Below are 19,166 nucleotides of genomic sequence, written 5' to 3' on the forward strand. Positions count from 1 at the left end.
AACTTGAGCAAGGAACTTGAAGCGCCGGCCTGGCACGTCGGAGGAGACGTCCCGACGCCCTGGGGCTCACTCCTCGAGCTTGCGGAGGAACGTGGGGTAGGACAGCCCGAGCGCCTTCGCGGCTTCCATCCGCCGGCCGTCCAGGCGGCCGAGGACATGCTTCACGTACAGGCGCTCCACCTCGTCGAGCGAGCGCGTGCCCGACACCACGAAGGCGTCCGGGTCCGTGGCCGCGGGCCCCAGCGGGCCTCGCGGCTCCAGCGCCTGGAGCTCCAGCGCGGGTCCCGGCTCGAGCACCAGCGCGCGCTCCAGCACGTTGCGCAGCTCGCGCACGTTGCCCGGAAACGGGTAGCGCTCCAGGCGCGCCCTCGCGGCGCTGGAGAAGTCCACGGGCCTGCGCCCCAGCTCCGCGCACAGCTCCACCAGCAGTGACTCCGCCAGCGGCAGCACGTCCTCGCGGCGCTGGCGCAGCGGGGGAATCTCCACGCGGAAGACGCTCAGGCGGAAGTACAGGTCCTCTCGGAAGCGGCTCTCCGCCACCTCGCGCGTGAGGTCGCGGTTGGTGGCCGTCACCACGCGGGCGTTGCTCGTCAGCTCCGTCGTCCCACCCAGCCGCCGGAAGGCGCCCTGGTCCAGGAAGGTGAGCAGCTTGGCTTGGAGGCTGAGCGGCAGCTCGCCAATCTCGTCGAGGAAGAGGATGCCGCCGTCGGCCACCTCCACCAGCCCTCGCCGGGCCGCGCGAGCGTCGGTGAAGGCGCCCCGCTCGTGGCCGAACAGCTCGCTCTCCACCAGCGCGGAGGGCAGCGCGGCGCAGTTGACGTGGACGAAGGGGCCCTGGTTGCCCTGCACGTTGTGCAGGTGCCGCGCGAGCACCTCCTTGCCCGCGCCCGTCTCGCCGGTGATGAGCACCGGACTTCGGGGCGCGGTGGCGATGCGCTCAATCATCTGGAGCGCGGCCACCATCGCCGGGGCGCGCGGACGCAAGAGCCGACGCCGGCCCCCCAGCTCGCTCTCGGCCTGACGCAGCCGCTCGTGGAGCTGGAGGTCCGCGGCGGCGCGGCGCGCGCGCAGGACGAGGTCGTCGAGTTCCACCGGCTTGGACAGGTAGTCGCGCGCGCCCTGCTTGATGGCGTCCACCGCGCTGGCGATGTCGCCGTGCGCCGTCACCATCATCACCGCCGTGTCCGGGAACTGCGCGCGCAGCTCCGGCAAGAGGTGGATGCCGTCTCCATCCGGCAGGCGGCGGTCCAACACGACGACCTCGGGCGCCTGCCGGGCGAGCGCGGCGCGCGCGTCGTGGAGCGAATGCGCCAGCGTCACCCGGAAGCCCTCGTGACGCAGCACGGTGGCCGCCAGCGAGGCGAAGGTCCGGTCGTCGTCCACCAACAGCAGATGGATGCTCATGAAGTGCGCTCCAGCGGCAACCGCAGCGTGAAGAGGCTGCCCTGTGGACGGCGGGTATAGGTCAGGCTTCCACCATGCGCCTCCACGGACGTCCGCGCCATGGGCAACCCCAGGCCCACGCCTTTCGCGCGGCCGGTGGCGAACGGCTCCCACAGCCGGGGCTCGAGCCGGGGGTCCACGCCGCCCGCGTTGTCCTCCACCACCAGCAGCGCCGCATCGCCATCCCGCGACAGGTTCACCGCCACCCAGGGCGAGGGGCGCAGGCCCGTGTCCTTCGCCACCGCGCCCGCCTCCACCGCGTTGCGCACCAGGTTGTCGATGGCCGACACCAGGAGCGCCGCGTCACCCTGGACGGTCAGGTTCTCCTCCAGCGACGTGCGCAGCTCCACCTCCTCCGACTCGGGCAGCATGCGCACCGCCTGAAGTGCCTCCTCCACCAACAGGTGCACCTCGCAGCTTCGCCGCATCGCGGCACGGGGCGCGCCGAACGACAGCAGCGAGCGGGCCAGGTGCCCCAGCCGCTCCACCTGGGAGCGCAGGCCCCGCACCGGCAATTCGCTGCCCGCGGGCGTCGTGCGCAGCACGGACAGCGCGGCCTGGATGCCGTTGAGCGCGTTCTTCACCTCGTGGGCGATGAGCGCGGCGGCGGTGCCCAGCGCGGCCATCGTCTCCTGACGGCGCAGCCGCTCCTCCGCCGCGAGCAACGAGCGGTAGGAATGCCGCAGCAGGACGAGGAACAGACCGAGGGTGCAGGTGAGCAGCGCGATGTGGAAGGCGAGCTGTCGCAGGAAACGCGAGCGCAGTCCGGCCGTGGCTGACTCCTCGTCCTCGAGCACCACGAGCAACAGCTCGCTGCGTCCCACCCACGCCGCCGCGCCCATCAACCGGTTCCCCTCCAACATCAACGGCCCCGGCGCCTTCGCCAGCGAGCGCAGCGCTCCAGAGAAGTCCTCCTGGTGCGAGAAGGGCGACGAGGGCAGCAGGAGCCGTCCGCGCGCATCCATCAGGAACAGCGCCGTCTCCTCCGTGGAGCGCGTGGGCAGCGCCTCCGTGCGCACCTCACCGAGCAGCACGCCCTTGAGCTGGCCCTCCTTGATCATCGGCACGGCGACGACGAGCGGCCCCCCCTCGCCCTCCAACAGGTCGATGGCCGGCGCCTTGCGCTCCACCATCCGCTGGAACCAGGGGCGCGCGGTGATGGGCGACGCGCCCAGCGACATGCCGGGAGGGTCGCTCCACACACGCTCGCCTCGGGGACCGAGCAGGGCCACGCCCTCCGAGAACAGCGACGAGTGGTAGAAGGCGCTGTCGAGCAGGGCCTGCTCCGCGGGGGACGCCCCGTCCTCCGGAAAGAGCGTGGGGTGCCCGGCGACGCGCGCGAGCTCCGCCTCCAGCAGCAGCAGGTGGACCCCCAGCGCGTCCGCCTGGACACGGGCCTGGTTCGACAGGTGCCCCAGCAGCTCCTCGCGCGCGTTGCCCACGTCCTCCAGGTAGCCGAGCACGGGACTCGTCAACGCCACGACTCCCACCAGCCCCAACCCGAGCAGCGCCGAGCGGCCGCCCCGCTTCTGCGCATGCGCCAGCTCGCCCGGCGTGGGAGTCAGCGTGGGCACCGGCAAGGTGCGCAGGGGCGGAGTGTTGGGCGGCGAGGAGTGCGAGTCAGGCGGAGTCATGGGGGCTCACCCCGCCGTTGTTGCACAGCCCTCGGGCGGGTGGGAACCAGAACACGCGACAGGTCCCGGTTCCTCCACGCGGGGAGAAGGGGAAGGACACCGCGCACTCGGCGCGCCCTTCCCCTTGCTCGTCGACGTGGAGGGCGTGAAGCCTGGGGCCTATTCGATTTCGTCCTGGAGCCCGGTGCGCAGCGCGGAGGGCGTGAGCGTCACGGACTCGCCGCCGCCGCGCATCCGGTCCAGCACCTGCCGGGCCCGGTCCACCTTCACCTCACCCTCCTGGACGAGCAGCGCGGCGATGGCCTCCACCCACTCCGGTGGCGCGCCGACACTCGACGCCACGGTGCGCGCGTGCAGCGCCATGTGGCCGCGCTGGATGCCCACCGAGCCCAGCGCGCGAATCGCCGCCAGGTTCTGCGCGAGCCCCAGTGAGGCGAAGATGCAGGCCAGCTCCCGCGCGGAGGGCTGTCCCAGCATCTTGAACGAGGCCTGGACTCCGGGATGCGCCAGCATCGAGCCCCCCACCGTGCCCAGCGCCAGCGGCAGCTGGATTTCTCCCAGCAGGTGGCCCCCTTCCCTGCGCCACACCGACAGCGGGCCATACCGTCCCCCGCGGGCCGCGAAGGCATGCGCCCCCGCCTCGATGGCGCGCCAGTCCTGCCCGGTGGCGAGCGCCAGCGCGTCGATGCCATTCATGATGCCCTTGTTGTGCGTCGCCGCGCGGTACGGGTCCGCCAGCGCGAAGCGGCTCGCCTGGACGACGCCCTCGGCGATCTCCCCGCCGCTCAGCCCGAAGTCCGCCAGGGCCCGCTCGGGAATGGAGCAGCGCGCCCGGGCCAGCCGCCGGTCCGACAGGTTGGAGAGGATGCGCAGGTAGACCTTGCCACCCGTGAGCTGCTCGATGCGCGGGGCCAGGCCCTCCATCATCGTGTTGACCAGGTTGGCGCCCATCGCCTCCTGCGTGTCGACGAGCACGTGCACCACCAGCAGCGGCTCCATGCCGGGCCCCTCGGGAGGGGGCAGGAGCCGCACCTCCACGTCCCGGGCCCCGCCACCTCGGCGCTCCAACTGCGGATGCAGGCTGTTGGCCAGCGCCAGCAGCTCCGTGCGCGCCTCCAGGATGCGCGCCATGGCGAAGCTCGGCGGCCCGAAGCGCGCCAACTGGATTTGACCAATCATCAGGGATGGGTCCGCCTCCGCGACGAACCCGCCCGCCGCGCCCACCAGCTTCGCGGCGAAGGACGCGGCCGCGATGACCGACGGCTCCTCCACCACCATGGGCACCGTGTAGTCCCGCCCGTTGACCTTCAGGTGGAGCCCCAGCCCCAAGGGCAGACTGAAGAGCCCCACCGCGTTCTCCACCATCGCCAGGGCGGACTCCATCCGCAGCCCCTGCACGCCGGTGAGTCCATCCAGGAGCTCCGCGTCCAGTCCCAGCCCCTCACCGAGACGCTCGCGCCGCTCCTCCAACGACAGGTGTTGAAAGCCGGAAAACACCGACTGATTTGACTCATTCCCACGGGCGCCTTGGGTATCCACCAGCTTCTCAGCCATCAATCACCTCACATCGACACAATCCCTCTCAAATGAGTCATGAGCAACCCATGGGCAATATGACACATCCTCATCCCCCTGGGGCTTGTGTTGCCCCGTGGACACTTCACGGGAAACGAGGTCGGCCAACCCACAGACAGCTAGCACCAAGGCACAACGGGCTTTGCCCCGGAGGACCTGGCGAGTCTCACGAGAGGACGCCTCACATTCCAGACATCGAAACACCTCGAACCTCCGCCCCGCCCCGAAAACAGCCCGCACCTCGCGCCCGCAGCACGCGAACCATGTCTGACTTTCATGGATGTCTCACGCGCCGCTCGCCCGCAGGGACGACGAAGCCCCTGGGCTCGTACGAGGCCGGGCTGACGCCTCAGGGCAACAGCTGGAGGAAGGTCATGCTGATCAGCCCCGAGGACTCGGTGACTCCCGTCGTCAGGCATTTGAGCAGGGCCAGGTCATTGGGGGTCAGCTCCAGCACGGAGACGACGAGGGCGCCCTCGAACCTGCCGGATATCACCGTGCCGTAGGAGGGCACCACCGTCTGGCCCAGGGGCTTGAGGTCCAGCGGAGACGACATGTCGATGATGCTCGTCTCCCCCGTGTTCCACTCGAGCACGATTCGGCTCTGGAGCGACGCGAGCGTACAGCTCGCGACCCCTCCGCCGGCGACCTGGAAGCGGGCCGAGCTGAGCGCGGGGTCCAGCGTCACGCACACATTCAGCGTGGCCTCCGCGCTGAAATAGGTCTGCCGGGGCAACAGCTTCAGGGCCGGCGAATAGGTCTGCTGTTGGGGACCCAGGCAGGTGGCCAGCTGCAGGTACTCCTCGGTCGCCAGCGCGGCGGTGCTCCAGACGGACAGCAGCAGCAAACACAGGCGAGACATGAACCGGCGTGAGTCGGGGGACATGCGGGCTCCTGGACAGGACCTCCGACAAAAGGCCGAAGGACATGAACAGGTAACGCTCCGCCGCGAGCGTGCGAGGGGCCCCTCGGTGGGGGGACGCTGTCAGTTTCCACCCAGACATGCTCGGAGGCGCGAGTGAGCCGCTCGCCTGTCCTCCCACCGGTCGCCATCACACAATCGTTGCAAATGCGTCACGTGCATGAAAATCGAGACGCGCAGACTCCGGCCCGCCATGGCCCACGTCCTCATCGTCGACGACGAACCCGATCTCGCCCACCTCATCGACTTCAACCTGCGCGATGCCGGCTTCTCCACCCAGCTCGCCGCGACGGGCGAGACGGCGCTCATCGCCGCTCGCGAGCGTCCGCCCGAGCTCGTCCTGCTGGACCTGATGCTCCCCGACATGTCTGGCATCGACGTCTGCCGGCAGCTTCGCGCCGGAGCCCAGTCCCGCGAAATCCTCATCGTCATGCTCACCGCTAAGGGCGAGGAGACCGACCGCATCCGCGGCTTCGAGGTCGGCGCGGATGACTACGTCGTCAAGCCCTTCAGCGTGCGGGAGCTGGTGCTGCGCCTCAAGGCCATCCTGCGTCGCGGAGGCACGCCCCAGGAGCCCCAGGCCGCGCCCCTCGCCCTGGGCGCCCTCAAGCTGGACCTGTCCGCGCACCGCTTCTACGTCGAGGAAAAGGAGGTCCCCCTCACCGCACTGGAGTTCCGCCTGCTGGGGCACCTCATGACGCGCACGGGCCGGGTCCAGACGCGCGAGCAGCTCCTGGAGGAGGTCTGGGGTCTGTCCTCCTCGCTGGAGACGCGCACCATCGACACCCACGTCATGCGCCTGCGCGACAAGCTGGGCCCGGCGCGCACCCTGCTGGAGACGGTGCGCGGGGTCGGCTACCGCATCGTCGACCCGACCCACTGACTTCGTGACACCGATGTCACACAACGGACCTGAAACGGCCACGCGCGTTACCTAGAAGCCAGTTTCGTGACCCTCTCGAAACCCTTCCCGATGCGTCAACTCGCCACCGCGGTCCTCACCCTCGCCCTGAGCCCGGCCATGGCCGGGGCCCAGACGCCGGCCGTGCCCGCCGAAAAGCCCGCCACCCAGGCCCCCGCGTCCGACAGCCCGGAGGCGCCCCCCGCGGACGCCGCGCCCGCCGACGCGGACCTGGACGAGCGGATGACGACCGCCGAGGGCAAGGTCGCCGCCCTGGAGGAGCAGAACACCGAGACGAAGAACGACCTGCTCTCCCTCAAGAAGCTGAAGATTTCCGGCTACGTCCAGGGCCGCTACCAGTACCAGCAGAGCCTGGACGACACCGGCACGGGCGGCTTCAGCCGCTTCGCCGTGCGCCGGGGCCGCATCAAGACGACCTACACCACGGACTGGGCGCAGATGATGCTGCAGATCGACGCGGTGCCCACCGCCCCGTTCGTCACCGTGCGCGACGCCGAGGCCACCCTCTTCATCCCTGGCACCCACCAACAGGCCGGCCTCACCCTGGGCCAGATGAAGTGGCCCTTCGGCTACGAGGCCGTGCAGTCCTCCGCCGACCGCGAGATTCCCGAGCGCACCCGCGTCGTGCGCGCCTTCCTGCCCGACGAGCGGGACCGCGGCGTCAAGTTCGCCGGCACCTTCCTCGAGGGGAAGGTCAACGTCGCAGCGGGCCTCTTCGACGGCGACGGCATCTTCAACCAGGGCTCCGTCGGCGTGGACAACGACAAGGAGAAGGACGTCATCGGCCGCGCGGGCTTCGACCTGGGCTGGCTGTCCGGAGGCGTCTCCGGCTGGTACGGCCACACCATCACCAAGGGCCCCTCGGACACCTTCCGCAAGGCGCACACGAGAGACCGCGTGGCGCTGGACGCGCAGCTCTACCTGGACCTCCTCCCCCTGGGCGCCACGGCCATCAAGGGCGAGTACATCACCGGCAGGTCGTACTGGAAGAGCTCCGGCGACGTGAAGGTGGAGCAGCCCGGCATCCCCGCCAGCGGCTGGTACGGCCTGATTGTCCAGAACGTGGGTGTGTCGGACGCGGTGGCCATCCGCTACGACTTCTTCGACCCGGAGAATGGACGCAAGAACAGCGCGTCAGAGGGACGTCCCGCGAGCACCAACTCGGTGGGCACCCTGGCCGTCGCCGTCCTCCACTACTTCGGGGAGAACCTCAAGGTCACCGCGGCGTACGAGATGCCCATGACGGCCCATCCGGACGACGCCAAGGACCCGCACGACAACCTTTTCACGCTTCAGATGCAGGCCCGCTACTAGGCCCTACCTTCCTTCCAACACCACCACTTCGCTGGAGCTGAATCCGCCATGAAGGCAATTTTCGGTTCACTGGTCATCGGGCTGATGCTCGCCCTCCCGCTCTCCGCCCATGCGGGCAACGTCACCGTGAAGGGCTCCGACACCATGGTCATCCTCGGGCAGCGATGGGCCGAGGAGTTCATGAAGAAGACACCCGCCACCAAGGTGCAAGTCACTGGCGGCGGCTCCGGCGTGGGGCTGGCGGCGCTCCAGAACGGCACCACGGAGATCGCCATGTCCAGCCGTGAAATCAAGGACGCGGAGAAGCAGAAGCTGCGCGCCCGCTACAACTCCACGGGCGTGGAAATCCCCGTGGCCAAGGACGGCGTCACCTTCTACGTCAACGAGGGCAACCCCGTGACGGCGCTCACCGTGGAGCAGCTGCGCAGCATCTACGTGGGGGATGTCACCAACTGGAAGCAGCTGGGCGGCCCCGACGCGCCCATCATCATCTACTCCCGCGAGAACTCCTCGGGCACCTACGTCTTCGTCAAGGACCACGTCCTGGATGGCGAGGACTACGCGGCCTCCGCCCAGACGCTGCCCGGCACCGCCGCGGTGGTGAACGCCGTTTCCAAGGAGAAGAACAGCATCGGCTACGGCGGCGCCGCGTATGCCAAGGGCATCAAGGAGCTGAAGATCAAGAAGGGCAACGAGGACATCGCCCCCACGGCGGAGAACATCAAGACGGGCAAGTACCCGCTGTCGCGCGACCTGTATTTCTACCTGCGCAACAAGCCCTCCGGGGATGCCAAGACGTTCATCGACTTCGCGCTGTCACCCGAAGGACAGGCCGTTGTCACCAAGGTCGGCTACTTCCCGGTGAAGTGAGCCTTCCGTCACACGAATGTCACCAGGGGCCCGAGCCACTATGGATAGACATGCCATCATGGAGCAGGGTCTCACGCAGCCTCTCATCGCGCCCGCGCTGTCACCGGCGGCGCGGCGGCGTCAGCTCCGGGAGAAGGTCATCGCGGGGTTCATCACCCTGATGGCCTTCACCGGCATCGCGGCGCTCATCCTCATCATCATCTTCGTGGCCAAGGAAGCCCTCGCGCTCTTCACGGAGCTGGAGGCCCGCCACGAGGCCAGCCTCTCCAAGATGTTCCTGGCCCAGGACGTGGCCCCGGGCAAGCCGCCCTTCCGCTGGCAGCCGGTGTCGAAGATTCCCAAGGTCAGCATGATTCCGCTGTTCGTCGGCACGCTGAAGACGACGGCGGTCTCCATGCTGGTCGCTGTCCCGCTGGGCGTGTTCGGCGCACTGTTCGCCGCGGAGTTCGCCCCCCGCCGCCTGCGCGAATTGCTCAAGCCCGTCATCGAGCTGCTCGCGGGCATCCCCTCCGTCGTCCTGGGCTTCTTCGCCCTCATGGTGATGTCCACGGTGGTGAAGGAAGCCCTCGGCTTCGACCGGCCGCTCAACGCGATGGTGGCCGGCCTGGGCCTGGCGCTCGCCATCGTCCCCGTCATCTTCACCGTGTCGGAAGACGCGCTCACCGCCGTGCCACGCAGCTACCGCGAGGCCTCCCTGGCCCTGGGGGCGACCCCCTGGGAGACCGCGTGGAAGGTCGTCCTCCCCGCGGCCGCGCCCGGCATCCTCGCCGCGTGTGTGCTCGGCTTCGGGCGCGCCATTGGCGAGACGATGATTGTCCTCATGGCCTCCGGCAACGCGGACGTCATCTCCTGGAGCCTGGGGGATTCGGCGCGCTCGCTGTCGGCGACCATCGCCGCGGAGATGGGCGAGGTGGTGGTGGGCAGCCCCCACTACTCGCTCCTGTTCTTCATCGGCGTGCAGCTCTTCATCTTCACCTTCGTGCTCAACCTCATGGCCTCCACGTGGACCAAGAGGGTCATCCGCAAGCTGACCGGAGGTGCCGCGTGACGCCGGGGACCCGCCGCGCCGTGGGCTTCGCGCTCACGTCACTCACCGGCCTCGCGGCCTTCATCATCATCGCGATGCTGGCCATCATCCTCTTCAACGTCGTGGAGAATGGGGCGGGCGGCGTCACCTGGACCTTCCTCTCCCAGCCGCCCTCCGACGGCATGATGGGCGGCGGCATCTTCCCCGCCATCTTCGGCACCGCCGCGCTCACCCTGCTGATGACCGTGGCGGTGATGCCGGTGGGCGTGCTGACGGCCGTGTACCTCCACGAGTACGCCCCACCCCACTCGCTCTTCGCCCGCATCGTCCGCGTGGCGGTGGTGAACCTGGCCGGCGTGCCCTCCATCGTCTTCGGCCTGTTTGGCCTGGGCTTCTTCATCCTCTTCGTGGGCCAGGGCATGGACCGTGCGCTCGGCCACGAGGAGATGTACTGGGCGCAGCCGGGCATCCTCTGGGCCTCGCTGACGCTGGCGGTGCTCACGCTGCCCGTCGTCATCGTCTCCACCGAGGAGGCGCTGCGCGCCGTCCCCATGGACCACCGCACCGCGAGCCTCGCCTTGGGGGCCACCCAGTCCCAGACGCTGGGGCGGGTGGTGCTCCCGGGCGCGCTGCCGGGCATCCTCACCGGGGCCGTGCTGGCCATCTCCCGAGGCGCCGGCGAAGTCGCGCCCATCCTCTTCACGGGCGCGGCCTACTTCCTCCCGGACCTGCCCAGCCACCTCAACTCCCAGTTCATGCACCTGGGTTACCACACGTATGTGATGGCCACGCAGTCACCGGACGTGGAGGCCACGCGCCCGCTGCTCTACTCGACGGTGCTGGTGCTGCTGTTGTTGACGTTCGCCCTCAACCTCGTCGCGGTCATCATCCGGACCCGCACGCGCCGCAAGGCCGCGGGCGCCCACTGACTCAACGGTACACGCCCTCCATGTCCCTCAATCCCAACGCCCCGCGCCCGAAGATGGAGGCGCGCGAGCTGACCCTGCGCTACGGCACGAAGGCGGCCATCCAGAAGGTCTCCCTGGCCATCCTGGACCGGCGCGTCACCGCCCTCATCGGCCCGTCCGGCTGCGGCAAGTCCACCTTCCTGCGCGCGCTCAACCGGATGAACGACTTGATTCCGGGCGCCAACCACACGGGCACCATCCTCCTGGACGACATGGACATCCATGACCGCAGCGTGGACGTGGTGGACCTGCGTCGCCGCGTGGGCATGGTCTTCCAGAAGTCCAACCCGTTCCCCAAGAGCATCTTCGAGAACGTGGCCTACGGCCTGCGCGTGGGCGGCATGAAGGACAAGGCCGCGCTGGAGCAGCGCGTGGAGAAGTCCCTGCGCGGCGCGGCCCTCTGGGATGAAGTGAAGGACCGGCTGCACGAGAGCGCCCTGGGCCTTTCCGGCGGCCAGCAGCAGCGGCTGTGCATCGCCCGGGCGATGGCCGTGGAGCCCCAGGTCCTGCTGATGGACGAGCCCGCGAGCGCCCTGGACCCCATCGCCACGGCGAAGATCGAGGAGCTCATCCACGAGCTGAAGGCGACGTACACCATCGCCATCGTCACCCACAACATGCAGCAGGCCGCGCGGGTGAGTGACAGGACGGCTTTCTTCTACATGGGTGAACTGGTGGAATGCGGCGCCACCGAACAGATTTTCACCAACCCGCGCGAGAAGCGCACCGAGGACTACGTCACCGGGAAGTTCGGGTGAGCGAAGAGAAGGGATTGGCGGCGATGGCGTTGACTCACACGGACAAGGCGTTCGAGCAGGACCTGAGGGACTTGCGCGAGAAGCTCCTCGCGATGGGCGCCAAGGTGGAGGGCCTCATCGTCCAGAGCATGCGCGCCCTCACGGACCGCGACAGCGCCCTGGCGGAGAAGGTCGTCGCCGCGGACAAGGACGTCAACCGGCTGGAGGTGGAGATCGACGAGCTGTGCCGCCGCATCCTCGCGCTGCGCCAGCCGGCCGCCAGTGACTTGCGCCTCATCACCACGGCGCTGAAGATCGTCACCGACCTGGAGCGCATCGGCGACCTGGCGGTGAACATCGCCGAGCGCTCCATGGACTTGAACCAGGTCCCCCCGCTGGCGCCCTACGTGGACACGCCGAAGCTGGCGGAGCTGGCGCAGCAGCAGGTGAAGCGCTCGCTGGATGCCTTCGTCTCCGGCGACGTGGCGAAGGCAGAGGTGGTGCTCCAGGGGGATGACCTGCTGGATGCGCTCTTCCTCAAGATCTTCAACGAGCTGCTCGCGTACATGATGGAGGACTCGAAGAACATCCGCCGGGCCACCGCGCTGATGTTCATCGCCAAGCACCTGGAGCGCATCGGCGACCACGCGATGAACGTGGCGGAGATGGTCGTCTACATGGTGCGGGGCAAGGACATCCGCCACCCGCGCAGCCGCAACCTGGGCGACTAGCCCGGCCGCTTCACTTCCCTGTCACGTCGAATTGGCCCCGGCGCCGCGAGCGCTCCGCGGGCCTGACGCTCAAGCCCCCTAGCGTGGAACCCAGGTCGCGCGATGACCGCGCGCCTCCTCGGGGACTGCCCGCGCATGTCGCTTGCTTCCGCCCTCCTGCTCTTCGCCGCCGGCTTCGGCCTCACCGCGCTCGTCATCCAGTACGTGCTCGTGCTCCGCCATCGCCGGGAGCGGCCCCGGGCCCTGCCTCCGGGCGCGGCGTGGCCGGGCATCTCCATCCTCAAGCCGCTGTGCGGCACGGATGACGACCTGGAGACCAACCTGAAGCACTTCGCCCACCTGGACTACCCGGGCGAGTACGAGGTGGTGCTCGGGGTGAAGGACACCCGCGACTCGGCCTACGGGGTCGCATGCGAGGCGGTGCGCCGCTGGCCCGGCGTCATGCGGCTGGAGCTGCAGGAAGGCGCGCCGGGGCTGAATCCGAAAGTGAATCAGCTCATCACCCTGGCGGACCGGGCCCGGTTCGATGTGTTCGTCATCAGCGACAGCAACACGCGCGTGGGGCCCGGCTACCTGGAGGAAATTGCCGCCAGCTTCGCGGACCCCACGGTGGGCTGCGTGACGCACCCGGTGGCGGGCATCGGCGAGCGGAGCTTCGGTTCGCTGCTGGACAACCTCTACCTGACGTCCAGCGCGGCGGCGGGGATGATTGGAGCCAAGCGCTGCGCGGACCAGGACATCGTCGTGGGCAAGTCCATGGCGCTGCGTCGCGAGGACGTCCAGGCCCTGGGCGGCTTCTACTCGGTGCGCGACGTGCTCGCGGAGGACTACGTCATCGGCCAGTGGGTGACGCGCAAGCTGGGCCGGCGCGTCGTCGTCGCGTGCGCCCCGGTCTACAACGTGTCGCTGGGCAAGAGCGTGCGCGCCTTCTTCCAGCGCTACCTGCGCTGGAGCGTCATCCACCGGACGGCCGTCACGCCGCCCACCTATCTGGCGCAGGCCCTGCTCAACCCGATTCCGCTGGCCCTCCTGGGCGTGCTCGCCAGCCCCACCCCGGAGGCCGTGAAGGTGGCGACGGCGGTCGTCCTCGGCAAGGTGCTGGTGGATCTCGCGGTGTTTCGCGCGCTGCGACCGCAGTCGGTGTCGTGGCGCGCCGCGCCAGCGGTGCTCACCAAGGACCTGCTGCTCTTCGTCGCGTGGTGGCACGGCGCGTTCTTCCGCACGGTGGACTGGCGTGGCACGCGCCTTCGCGTGGGCCCCGGCACCCGGCTGTTGCCGCCGCGCGCGGTGGTGTCCACGGTGAACACCACCCTCCCCCCGGGGGACGAGTGGGTCGCCGGGTGATGCACATCTGTTTCATCCCGCTTGCGGCGGTTTCACCGCACGGACGTGAAGGCGCCGCGAGCAATGCCTACCTTGCTTCGCATGCCCCTTCGGACGTTGGCTCATCTCTCGGACCTCCACCTGGACCTGAGCCCCGACAGTGATGCCTCCGCGCAAGCGCTGCTCTCGGCCGTCCAGGCCAGCCGCGCGGACCACGTGGTGCTGACCGGAGACCTGACGCACCAGGGCTCGCGCGAGGAGTACCGTCGGTTCGTCGACATCTTCGCGCCGCTGTTGGACACCGGACGGCTCACCTTCATCCCCGGCAACCATGACCGTCCTGGCGAGGACGTGGGTGGCGCGTGGATGGATGGCCTCAAGGTCCGCACGGTGGAGCGCCCCGGCGTGTACTTCGTGTGCGTGGACTCCACGGGTGAGCACAACCGCAACTACTTCGCGAGCCATGGAGAGCTGTCGCTCGACACGGTGGAGCGGGTGGAGGCCGCGCTCGACGCCGCGCCGCGCGACTCGCTGGTGGCGGTGCTGGTGCATCACCACGTGCTGCCGCTGCCCGAGGAGAGCTTCCCGGAGCGCCTGGCCACGCGCATGGGCTGGCCCCACGCCTCCGAACTGTCGCTGGGCGCGGAGCTGGTGGCGCGCGTGCAGGGCCGTTGCGACCTGGTGCTGCATGGCCACCGTCACCAGCCCTGCGAGACGGTGCTGGACACGGCGCACGGACGGCCGCTGCGCGTCTTCAACGCGGGCAGCTCCACGGACCTGGGGCGCTTCCGGCTGTTCCAACACTCGGACGGCCGCCTGCTCGGTGAGCCCCAGTGGTGTCACTCGACGCAGCCCGAGCGTCCCCGGACCGCGGGGCACAATGTGCGACCTGCCCTTCAGTACCTGGTGACGCAGCTGGGCATGGCCCTGTTCTGAGCTCGCCCCCCTGCTCTCCAGGCAGGGGCCATTTCTCCCGAGGAAGCGAATGTCGAGGGTGCGCAGGGAGGTTCTTCCCGTGTCGGGGAGGATGCTTGGCGCGACTGGACACGGATGAAGAAAGCGCGAGACGGGTGCTCGTCGTCGATGACGACGCGGACTGGAGAGAGTTCCTTCGGCTCAGCCTGGAGGATCTGGGGTATGAAGCCACCGAAGCGGCCGATGGCCACGAGGCCCTGGCCAGTCTTCGGCGCGGTGAGCGCTACGAGGTCATGCTCCTGGACCTCAACATGCCGGGGATGAGCGGCCTGGAGGTCGTGGCGCGGCTTCCGCGCGGTCCCCTGCCCCGCGTGGTGTTCCTCACGTCAGCGGCGGCCCAGGACGTGGGCGATGCCCTGCTGTCCGGCCCCCACTACTACCTGCCCAAGGGCGCCAGCCAGGATCAACTGTCTCTCCTCTTGCAGTCACTTGGTGAGTGAGCGGCCGGGCATCCGGGGTTACGGTAGAGGGCTCCTGAGAGGAGGGCCATCATCGTTTCGGAGCTGCTCATCATCTTGTTGCTCGTCCTGGCCAATGGCGTGTTCGCCGGGGCGGAGCTCGCGGTCATCTCCCTGCGCCGCACGCGGCTGAAGGAACTGGTGGAGCAAGGCAGCGGCTCCGCGAAGGCGGTGGAGGCCCTGCGCAAGGACCCGGAGCGCTTCCTCGCGACGGTGCAGATTGGAATCACGGTGATCGGCGCCACGGCGGCGGCCTTCGGCGGCGCGAGCATCGCGAACCGGCTGGCCCCTGTGCTCGCGGGCTTCGGGCTTCCGACGGAGACCGCGGACGAAGTCGCGCTCGCGGGGGTCGTCATCGTCGTGTCGTACCTGTCGCTGGTGCTGGGCGAGCTGGTGCCCAAGTCGCTCGCGCTGCGGGCCGGGGAGCGCTACGCGCTGCTCATCGGCCGTCCTCTCAACGGGCTGTCGTGGCTGATGCGGCCGGTGGTGTGGTTCCTCACCGCCAGCTCCAACGTGGTGCTGCGGTTGTTCGGCGACCGGACGACCTTCAGCGAGAGCCGCCTGTCGGCGGAGGAGCTGCAAACGCTGGTGGAGGAGGCCACGAAGCAGGGCTCCCTGGACCCGCGCGCCGGGGAGATCGCCGCGCGTGCGTTCGAGATGGGCGACCTGACGGTGGGCGAGCTGATGGTGACGCGCGAGCAGATCGTCGCGCTGCGCCGCCACGCGAACGCGGAGGAGATTCGCCAGACGCTGCTGGAGCACGGGCACTCGCGGATGCCGGTGTTCGAGGGCACGATGGACAACATCGTCGGCTACGTCATCGCCAAGGACCTGCTCGGGGTGGCCTGGGAGGGGCACCTCATCGTCCTGGAGGACGTGGTGAGGCCCGCCTTCTTCCTCGTGGAGACGATGCGGGCCATGGACGCGCTGAAGGAGCTGCAGCGGCGGCGCATGCAGCTGGCCATCATCGTGGACGAGCGCGGCGGCGTCGTGGGCCTGGTGACGGTGGAGGACCTGGTCGAGGAGCTGGTGGGCGACATCCTCAGCGAGTCGGAGACGCCCGAGGAGCTGGTGCTGCGCGAAAGCCCCCTGGCGGCGGTGGTCCAGGGCAGCGCGGCCATCCGGGACATCAACCGGGAGCTGGGCCTGGACCTGACCGAGGACGACGACTACTCCACGGTGGCGGGGCTGACCATCGCGCTGGCGGGCGGCGCGATTCCCGAGCCCGGCACGAAGCTCCGGACGAAGGACGGGTTGGAGCTGGAGGTCCTGGAGGCGACGCCCCGGCGCGTGCGCTCGGTGCGCATCCACCTTCCGGAGGCCAAGCCCGAGGAGGGCTGAGCACCGCAGGACTCCAGGCTAGCGGGACTCTGGAGCCTGGAGGGCCAGCTCTCCCGGGCGTGCTCCGGCGCGCACGCTCCAGCCTGGAGCAAGCTCCAGAACCCAGCCATCGCCCTGCCACCGGGAGCCCTGCGCACGCTCGGGTGGCGCGACGACGGTGGCGGACTTCCAGTCCTGGGCCACGAGCACTTCGGACGTCACGCTGAGCGAGCCCCATTCATCCACGATGCGGGCTCCCGGATACACGGTGCCATGCTCGAGCAGCGGGACGAGTTCCCCCGGGTTGAACTGGATGCGCATGCGCAGCAGGGGCAGGCGCAACACGGGCCCCTCCACCAGGCGCTTGCGCAGGGCCTCCGCGCGCTCACGGGCGAGCCGCGCACGCGTGGTCTCGGCCTCGCGCAGGGCGGAGCCCTCATAACGCGTCTCGCGCCGCGCCACGTTCCGCTCGGGCCCTGGCGCTGGCAGCCGGAGGGCCTCCCCGAGCAGGTCCCCCAGGTCCGCGCCTTCCAGCGCCCGCTTTCGCCAGCCCGTGGCGGAGGCGCCCGCTTCATCCAACAGCAAGCCGTAGGCGGGCCCTGACGCATAGGCGAAGGCCCGCACGAAGGAGTTTCGCCGAGCGCCGTCGTCCAGGTTCTCCAGCGCCAGCGCCCTGCGCTCTCGAGCCTGGCCGGCCGCCGCGCTCACGCCGGTGTACTCCGCGAGCCCTTCATGGCGCTCCAGCGAGCCCTCCTCGGTGGTCGCCGAGGCAAAGCGCGCTCGGCGCTCGCTCCGGAACGCCAGCGCGTCCTCGACGGCGGTGCGGCGCGCGGACGCGGTGCTTGAGCGCAGCGCGGACGCGAGGGCACGCCACTCGAGCTGCAGCAGCGTGCGGCCCTCGAAGTCATCGAGGTGGGCATTGGCCCCCTCCTGGCCGCGATGTCCCAACGAGCTCGCGAGCCGATGGAAGGCCTCGTGGGCCAGCAGGGCGCGCCGACGCGCGGGGGCCTCGGGCAGCGGCGCCCTCAGCTGCACCCACGAGACTCCGGCCCAGGTAAGCGCCGTGTTGGCGATGGTGACGTCGGTGGGCAGGACGCCCACCCAGGGGCCCGCTCCGGACTTCCCGGGCCACTCGCTTGCCACGAAGGCCCGCGTTTCAGGATGGACGACGAGCAGCGGAGCGCACAGCGAGTGCCCCCACAGTCGCCGCCCATCGGCTTCACAGGTCCGGCGAAAGTCCGCGAAGGCGGCTGTGATTTCGCCCACGGCCATGACCTCGGGCACGACGGCAGCGGACTCAGGGGCGGCCAGGGCATTGCCGCTCGACACGACGCCCCAGAGACACGCCGTCGCGATACCGCACCTCGTCACGATTCCACGCTGACTCATGAAGCGCTCCTTGAAGAGGCCCCACCGCTCCTCGCTCGAGGCCAGAAGCATGCGGGCGAATGATACGCCCACGGCCGCAACGGGTACGTCGTTCACCCGCGTCGATTGCACACGGGCGCTCCGTGTCGTGAAACGCCCGGCCTGCCCTCAGCGCCCCTTGGGCCGGGGCCGCGTCGGAGCACCTGCTTTCGCGCTCCCCTGCCCCAGTCGCCGCGCCGCGACGTCTTGATGCGCCAGCCGCCGCAGGGCGATGAGCACGGGCTCGTGGACCGCCGTTCCGAGCACGGCGTACTCGACGGCGGCCGTCGCCTCCCGGGGAATGCTGCCGACGTCGAACTCGGCGATGGCGCGGATGTGCGGCCCGTAGACGGCGAGCCGCCTGTCATCCAAGGGAATCCCCGCCGACTCCGCCGCCGCCAGCGCGAGCTCCAACTGGGCGACCGCGGCGAACCGGGGGTCATAGACCTGGCCCAGCTTCTCGAGCACCGCGCGGGCCCGGGGATAATCCTCCGCCGCCTCCGGCGTCACGCTGGGCGGCAGCGCGGCAATCGCCTTGCCCAGCGTCTCGAAGAGGTCGTCCTCCGGGCGGTCCATGAGTTGGAGCACCTCCCGCGCCTTCTGCACACTCAGGCCCACCGTCTCCGTCAGTGCGCGAATCACGGCGATGCGCCGCACATGGGCCTCGCCGTACTCGGCCCGCGTCGCCGACGTCGCCTCTCCGGCCGGCAACAGCCCCTCCCGCAGATAGAACTTGAGCGTCGCGAGCGGAACACCCGTCCGCTCCACCAGTTCAGAGATGCGCATGCACGGCCCCTTGCATTGGATACCTTCAGTATCTAATATTGGATACCATGGCTATCCAACCCCACACCCTCATCCTCTTCGGCGTCCTGCTTCTCTCGCTCATCACCGTGGAATCAGGCGGCTGGTTCCTCACCCGTGTCGGGCGGGGCAGTATCCCCGCGAACGCGCTGCAGAAGAACTTCTTCCGCGCGGGGCATGCGCACGCGGCCGTGCTGCTGATGCTCAGCCTGGTCATCCTGGTGGTGCTCGACGCGGCCCATCTGCCGGCCGGCTACGACGTCGTCGCGCGCTTTGGAGTCCCGGTGGCCGCGCTGCTCATGCCCGCGGGCTTCTTCCTCTCCGTGCTCGGCAAGGACCCCCAGCGGCCCAACCGACTGCTGGCCCTGCTGTGGATTGGCGCGGGGAGCCTCACGCTCGGCCTGCTGACGGCCGGCGTGGGACTCATCGTCGCGGGCGTCAAAGCCTCGTGAGCAGGCGCTGCCACGATGAGGTCATGCCGCGAGCGAGGCTGACGCGACCCGTTCGACGGAGGCCGCTGGTGAATGAGAGGCATTAAACCAATGCCAACCACCCCGGCAAATGACTGCCAGCCCTGAAACTCCCCTGCTCGGCAGACCTTCCCCACGGCTCCGACGTCAAGGGTTGGGTGTGAACCCACCCGCCGTGAGTCATTGCATAATCCCGAGGATGACCCATGAGCGAGGCACCGGCTCGTCGCGTACTCTTTGGATGCCTCGATTCGAGGCCCATCCCC

18 protein-coding genes are annotated in these 19,166 nt (G+C 69.4%); 12 read left to right on the forward strand and 6 right to left on the reverse strand.

All coding sequences use genetic code 11. The features are described 5' to 3' along the window. Nucleotides 1-66 precede the first annotated feature (66 nt). The 4 genes from HUA75_RS42800 to HUA75_RS42815 form a co-directional block, all read right to left on the reverse strand. Nucleotides 67-1,404 carry a sigma-54 dependent transcriptional regulator gene (locus HUA75_RS42800; RefSeq protein ID WP_141648861.1) on the reverse strand — a complete coding sequence of 446 codons (1,338 nt, stop codon included), beginning with the start codon at nucleotides 1,402-1,404 and terminating at the stop codon, nucleotides 67-69. Further along, entirely contained in the window at nucleotides 1,401-3,077 is a 1,677-nt protein-coding gene (locus HUA75_RS42805) for a PAS domain-containing sensor histidine kinase (RefSeq protein WP_141648860.1), read from the reverse strand. Before HUA75_RS42805 ends, HUA75_RS42800 begins: the two co-directional genes overlap by 4 nt. 159 nt (nucleotides 3,078-3,236) lie before the next feature. Beyond that, nucleotides 3,237-4,631 (reverse strand): hydroxymethylglutaryl-CoA reductase, degradative, encoded by a 1,395-nt coding sequence (locus HUA75_RS42810; RefSeq protein WP_174489715.1) that lies wholly within the window; start codon nucleotides 4,629-4,631, stop codon nucleotides 3,237-3,239. A gap of 370 nt (nucleotides 4,632-5,001) precedes the next feature. Then, nucleotides 5,002-5,538, reverse strand: a complete 537-nt coding sequence (locus tag HUA75_RS42815) for a hypothetical protein (RefSeq protein ID WP_174489716.1) — start codon at nucleotides 5,536-5,538, stop codon at nucleotides 5,002-5,004. Between the two features lie 229 nt (nucleotides 5,539-5,767). Between HUA75_RS42815 and HUA75_RS42820 the strand changes: the two genes are divergently transcribed. The 11 genes from HUA75_RS42820 to HUA75_RS42870 all read left to right on the forward strand — a co-directional run bounded on the left by HUA75_RS42820 (nucleotide 5,768) and on the right by HUA75_RS42870 (nucleotide 16,240). Further along, entirely contained in the window at nucleotides 5,768-6,457 is a 690-nt protein-coding gene (locus HUA75_RS42820; RefSeq protein ID WP_174458909.1) for a response regulator, read from the forward strand. Between the two features lie 90 nt (nucleotides 6,458-6,547). Next, on the forward strand, nucleotides 6,548-7,810 hold the full coding sequence (locus tag HUA75_RS42825; protein ID WP_217446536.1) for a porin: 1,263 nt from the start codon (nucleotides 6,548-6,550) through the stop codon (nucleotides 7,808-7,810). A 48-nt stretch (nucleotides 7,811-7,858) separates the two neighbouring features. Continuing rightward, nucleotides 7,859-8,680 carry a phosphate ABC transporter substrate-binding protein gene (locus HUA75_RS42830; RefSeq protein WP_141647368.1) on the forward strand — a complete coding sequence of 274 codons (822 nt, stop codon included), beginning with the start codon at nucleotides 7,859-7,861 and terminating at the stop codon, nucleotides 8,678-8,680. 58 nt (nucleotides 8,681-8,738) lie between these two features. After that, complete coding sequence (gene pstC / locus HUA75_RS42835) at nucleotides 8,739-9,728, forward strand: phosphate ABC transporter permease subunit PstC (RefSeq protein ID WP_254628066.1); 990 nt, start codon at nucleotides 8,739-8,741, stop codon at nucleotides 9,726-9,728. Then, nucleotides 9,725-10,636 (forward strand): phosphate ABC transporter permease PstA, encoded by a 912-nt coding sequence (gene pstA, locus HUA75_RS42840; protein ID WP_141647366.1) that lies wholly within the window; start codon nucleotides 9,725-9,727, stop codon nucleotides 10,634-10,636. Before pstC ends, pstA begins: the two co-directional genes overlap by 4 nt. Before the next feature lie 53 nt (nucleotides 10,637-10,689). Continuing rightward, nucleotides 10,690-11,433, forward strand: a complete 744-nt coding sequence (gene pstB / locus HUA75_RS42845; RefSeq protein ID WP_217440826.1) for a phosphate ABC transporter ATP-binding protein PstB — start codon at nucleotides 10,690-10,692, stop codon at nucleotides 11,431-11,433. A gap of 23 nt (nucleotides 11,434-11,456) precedes the next feature. Then, nucleotides 11,457-12,143 carry a phosphate signaling complex protein PhoU gene (phoU, locus tag HUA75_RS42850; RefSeq protein WP_141647373.1) on the forward strand — a complete coding sequence of 229 codons (687 nt, stop codon included), beginning with the start codon at nucleotides 11,457-11,459 and terminating at the stop codon, nucleotides 12,141-12,143. A 135-nt stretch (nucleotides 12,144-12,278) separates the two neighbouring features. Beyond that, complete coding sequence (locus HUA75_RS42855; RefSeq protein ID WP_174466498.1) at nucleotides 12,279-13,487, forward strand: ceramide glucosyltransferase; 1,209 nt, start codon at nucleotides 12,279-12,281, stop codon at nucleotides 13,485-13,487. A 63-nt stretch (nucleotides 13,488-13,550) separates the two neighbouring features. Beyond that, complete coding sequence (locus tag HUA75_RS42860) at nucleotides 13,551-14,402, forward strand: metallophosphoesterase (RefSeq protein ID WP_141647364.1); 852 nt, start codon at nucleotides 13,551-13,553, stop codon at nucleotides 14,400-14,402. A 95-nt stretch (nucleotides 14,403-14,497) separates the two neighbouring features. Continuing rightward, complete coding sequence (locus HUA75_RS42865; RefSeq protein ID WP_141647363.1) at nucleotides 14,498-14,881, forward strand: response regulator; 384 nt, start codon at nucleotides 14,498-14,500, stop codon at nucleotides 14,879-14,881. A gap of 78 nt (nucleotides 14,882-14,959) precedes the next feature. Continuing rightward, the gene (locus HUA75_RS42870; RefSeq protein WP_141647371.1) at nucleotides 14,960-16,240 is read left to right on the forward strand and encodes a hemolysin family protein; all 1,281 of its coding nucleotides are present in this window, start codon (nucleotides 14,960-14,962) and stop codon (nucleotides 16,238-16,240) included. Between the two features lie 18 nt (nucleotides 16,241-16,258). Here the strand turns inward: HUA75_RS42870 and HUA75_RS42875 are convergent, their stop codons facing one another. Then, nucleotides 16,259-17,608: a hypothetical protein gene (locus tag HUA75_RS42875; RefSeq protein ID WP_174489740.1), complete on the reverse strand. Its 1,350-nt coding sequence runs from the start codon at nucleotides 17,606-17,608 to the stop codon at nucleotides 16,259-16,261. Nucleotides 17,609-17,755: 147 nt separating this feature from the next. Continuing rightward, nucleotides 17,756-18,412, reverse strand: a complete 657-nt coding sequence (locus HUA75_RS42880; protein ID WP_174489719.1) for a MerR family transcriptional regulator — start codon at nucleotides 18,410-18,412, stop codon at nucleotides 17,756-17,758. A 47-nt stretch (nucleotides 18,413-18,459) separates the two neighbouring features. On the opposite strand from HUA75_RS42880, the gene HUA75_RS42885 reads away from it, so the two are divergent. Next, the gene (locus HUA75_RS42885) at nucleotides 18,460-18,882 is read left to right on the forward strand and encodes a hypothetical protein (protein WP_174458898.1); all 423 of its coding nucleotides are present in this window, start codon (nucleotides 18,460-18,462) and stop codon (nucleotides 18,880-18,882) included. Nucleotides 18,883-19,166 lie beyond the last annotated feature (284 nt).

The organism is Myxococcus sp. CA040A, assembly GCF_013336725.1.
Classification (GTDB): Bacteria; Myxococcota; Myxococcia; order Myxococcales; family Myxococcaceae; genus Myxococcus; species Myxococcus llanfairpwllgwyngyllgogerychwyrndrobwllllantysiliogogogochensis.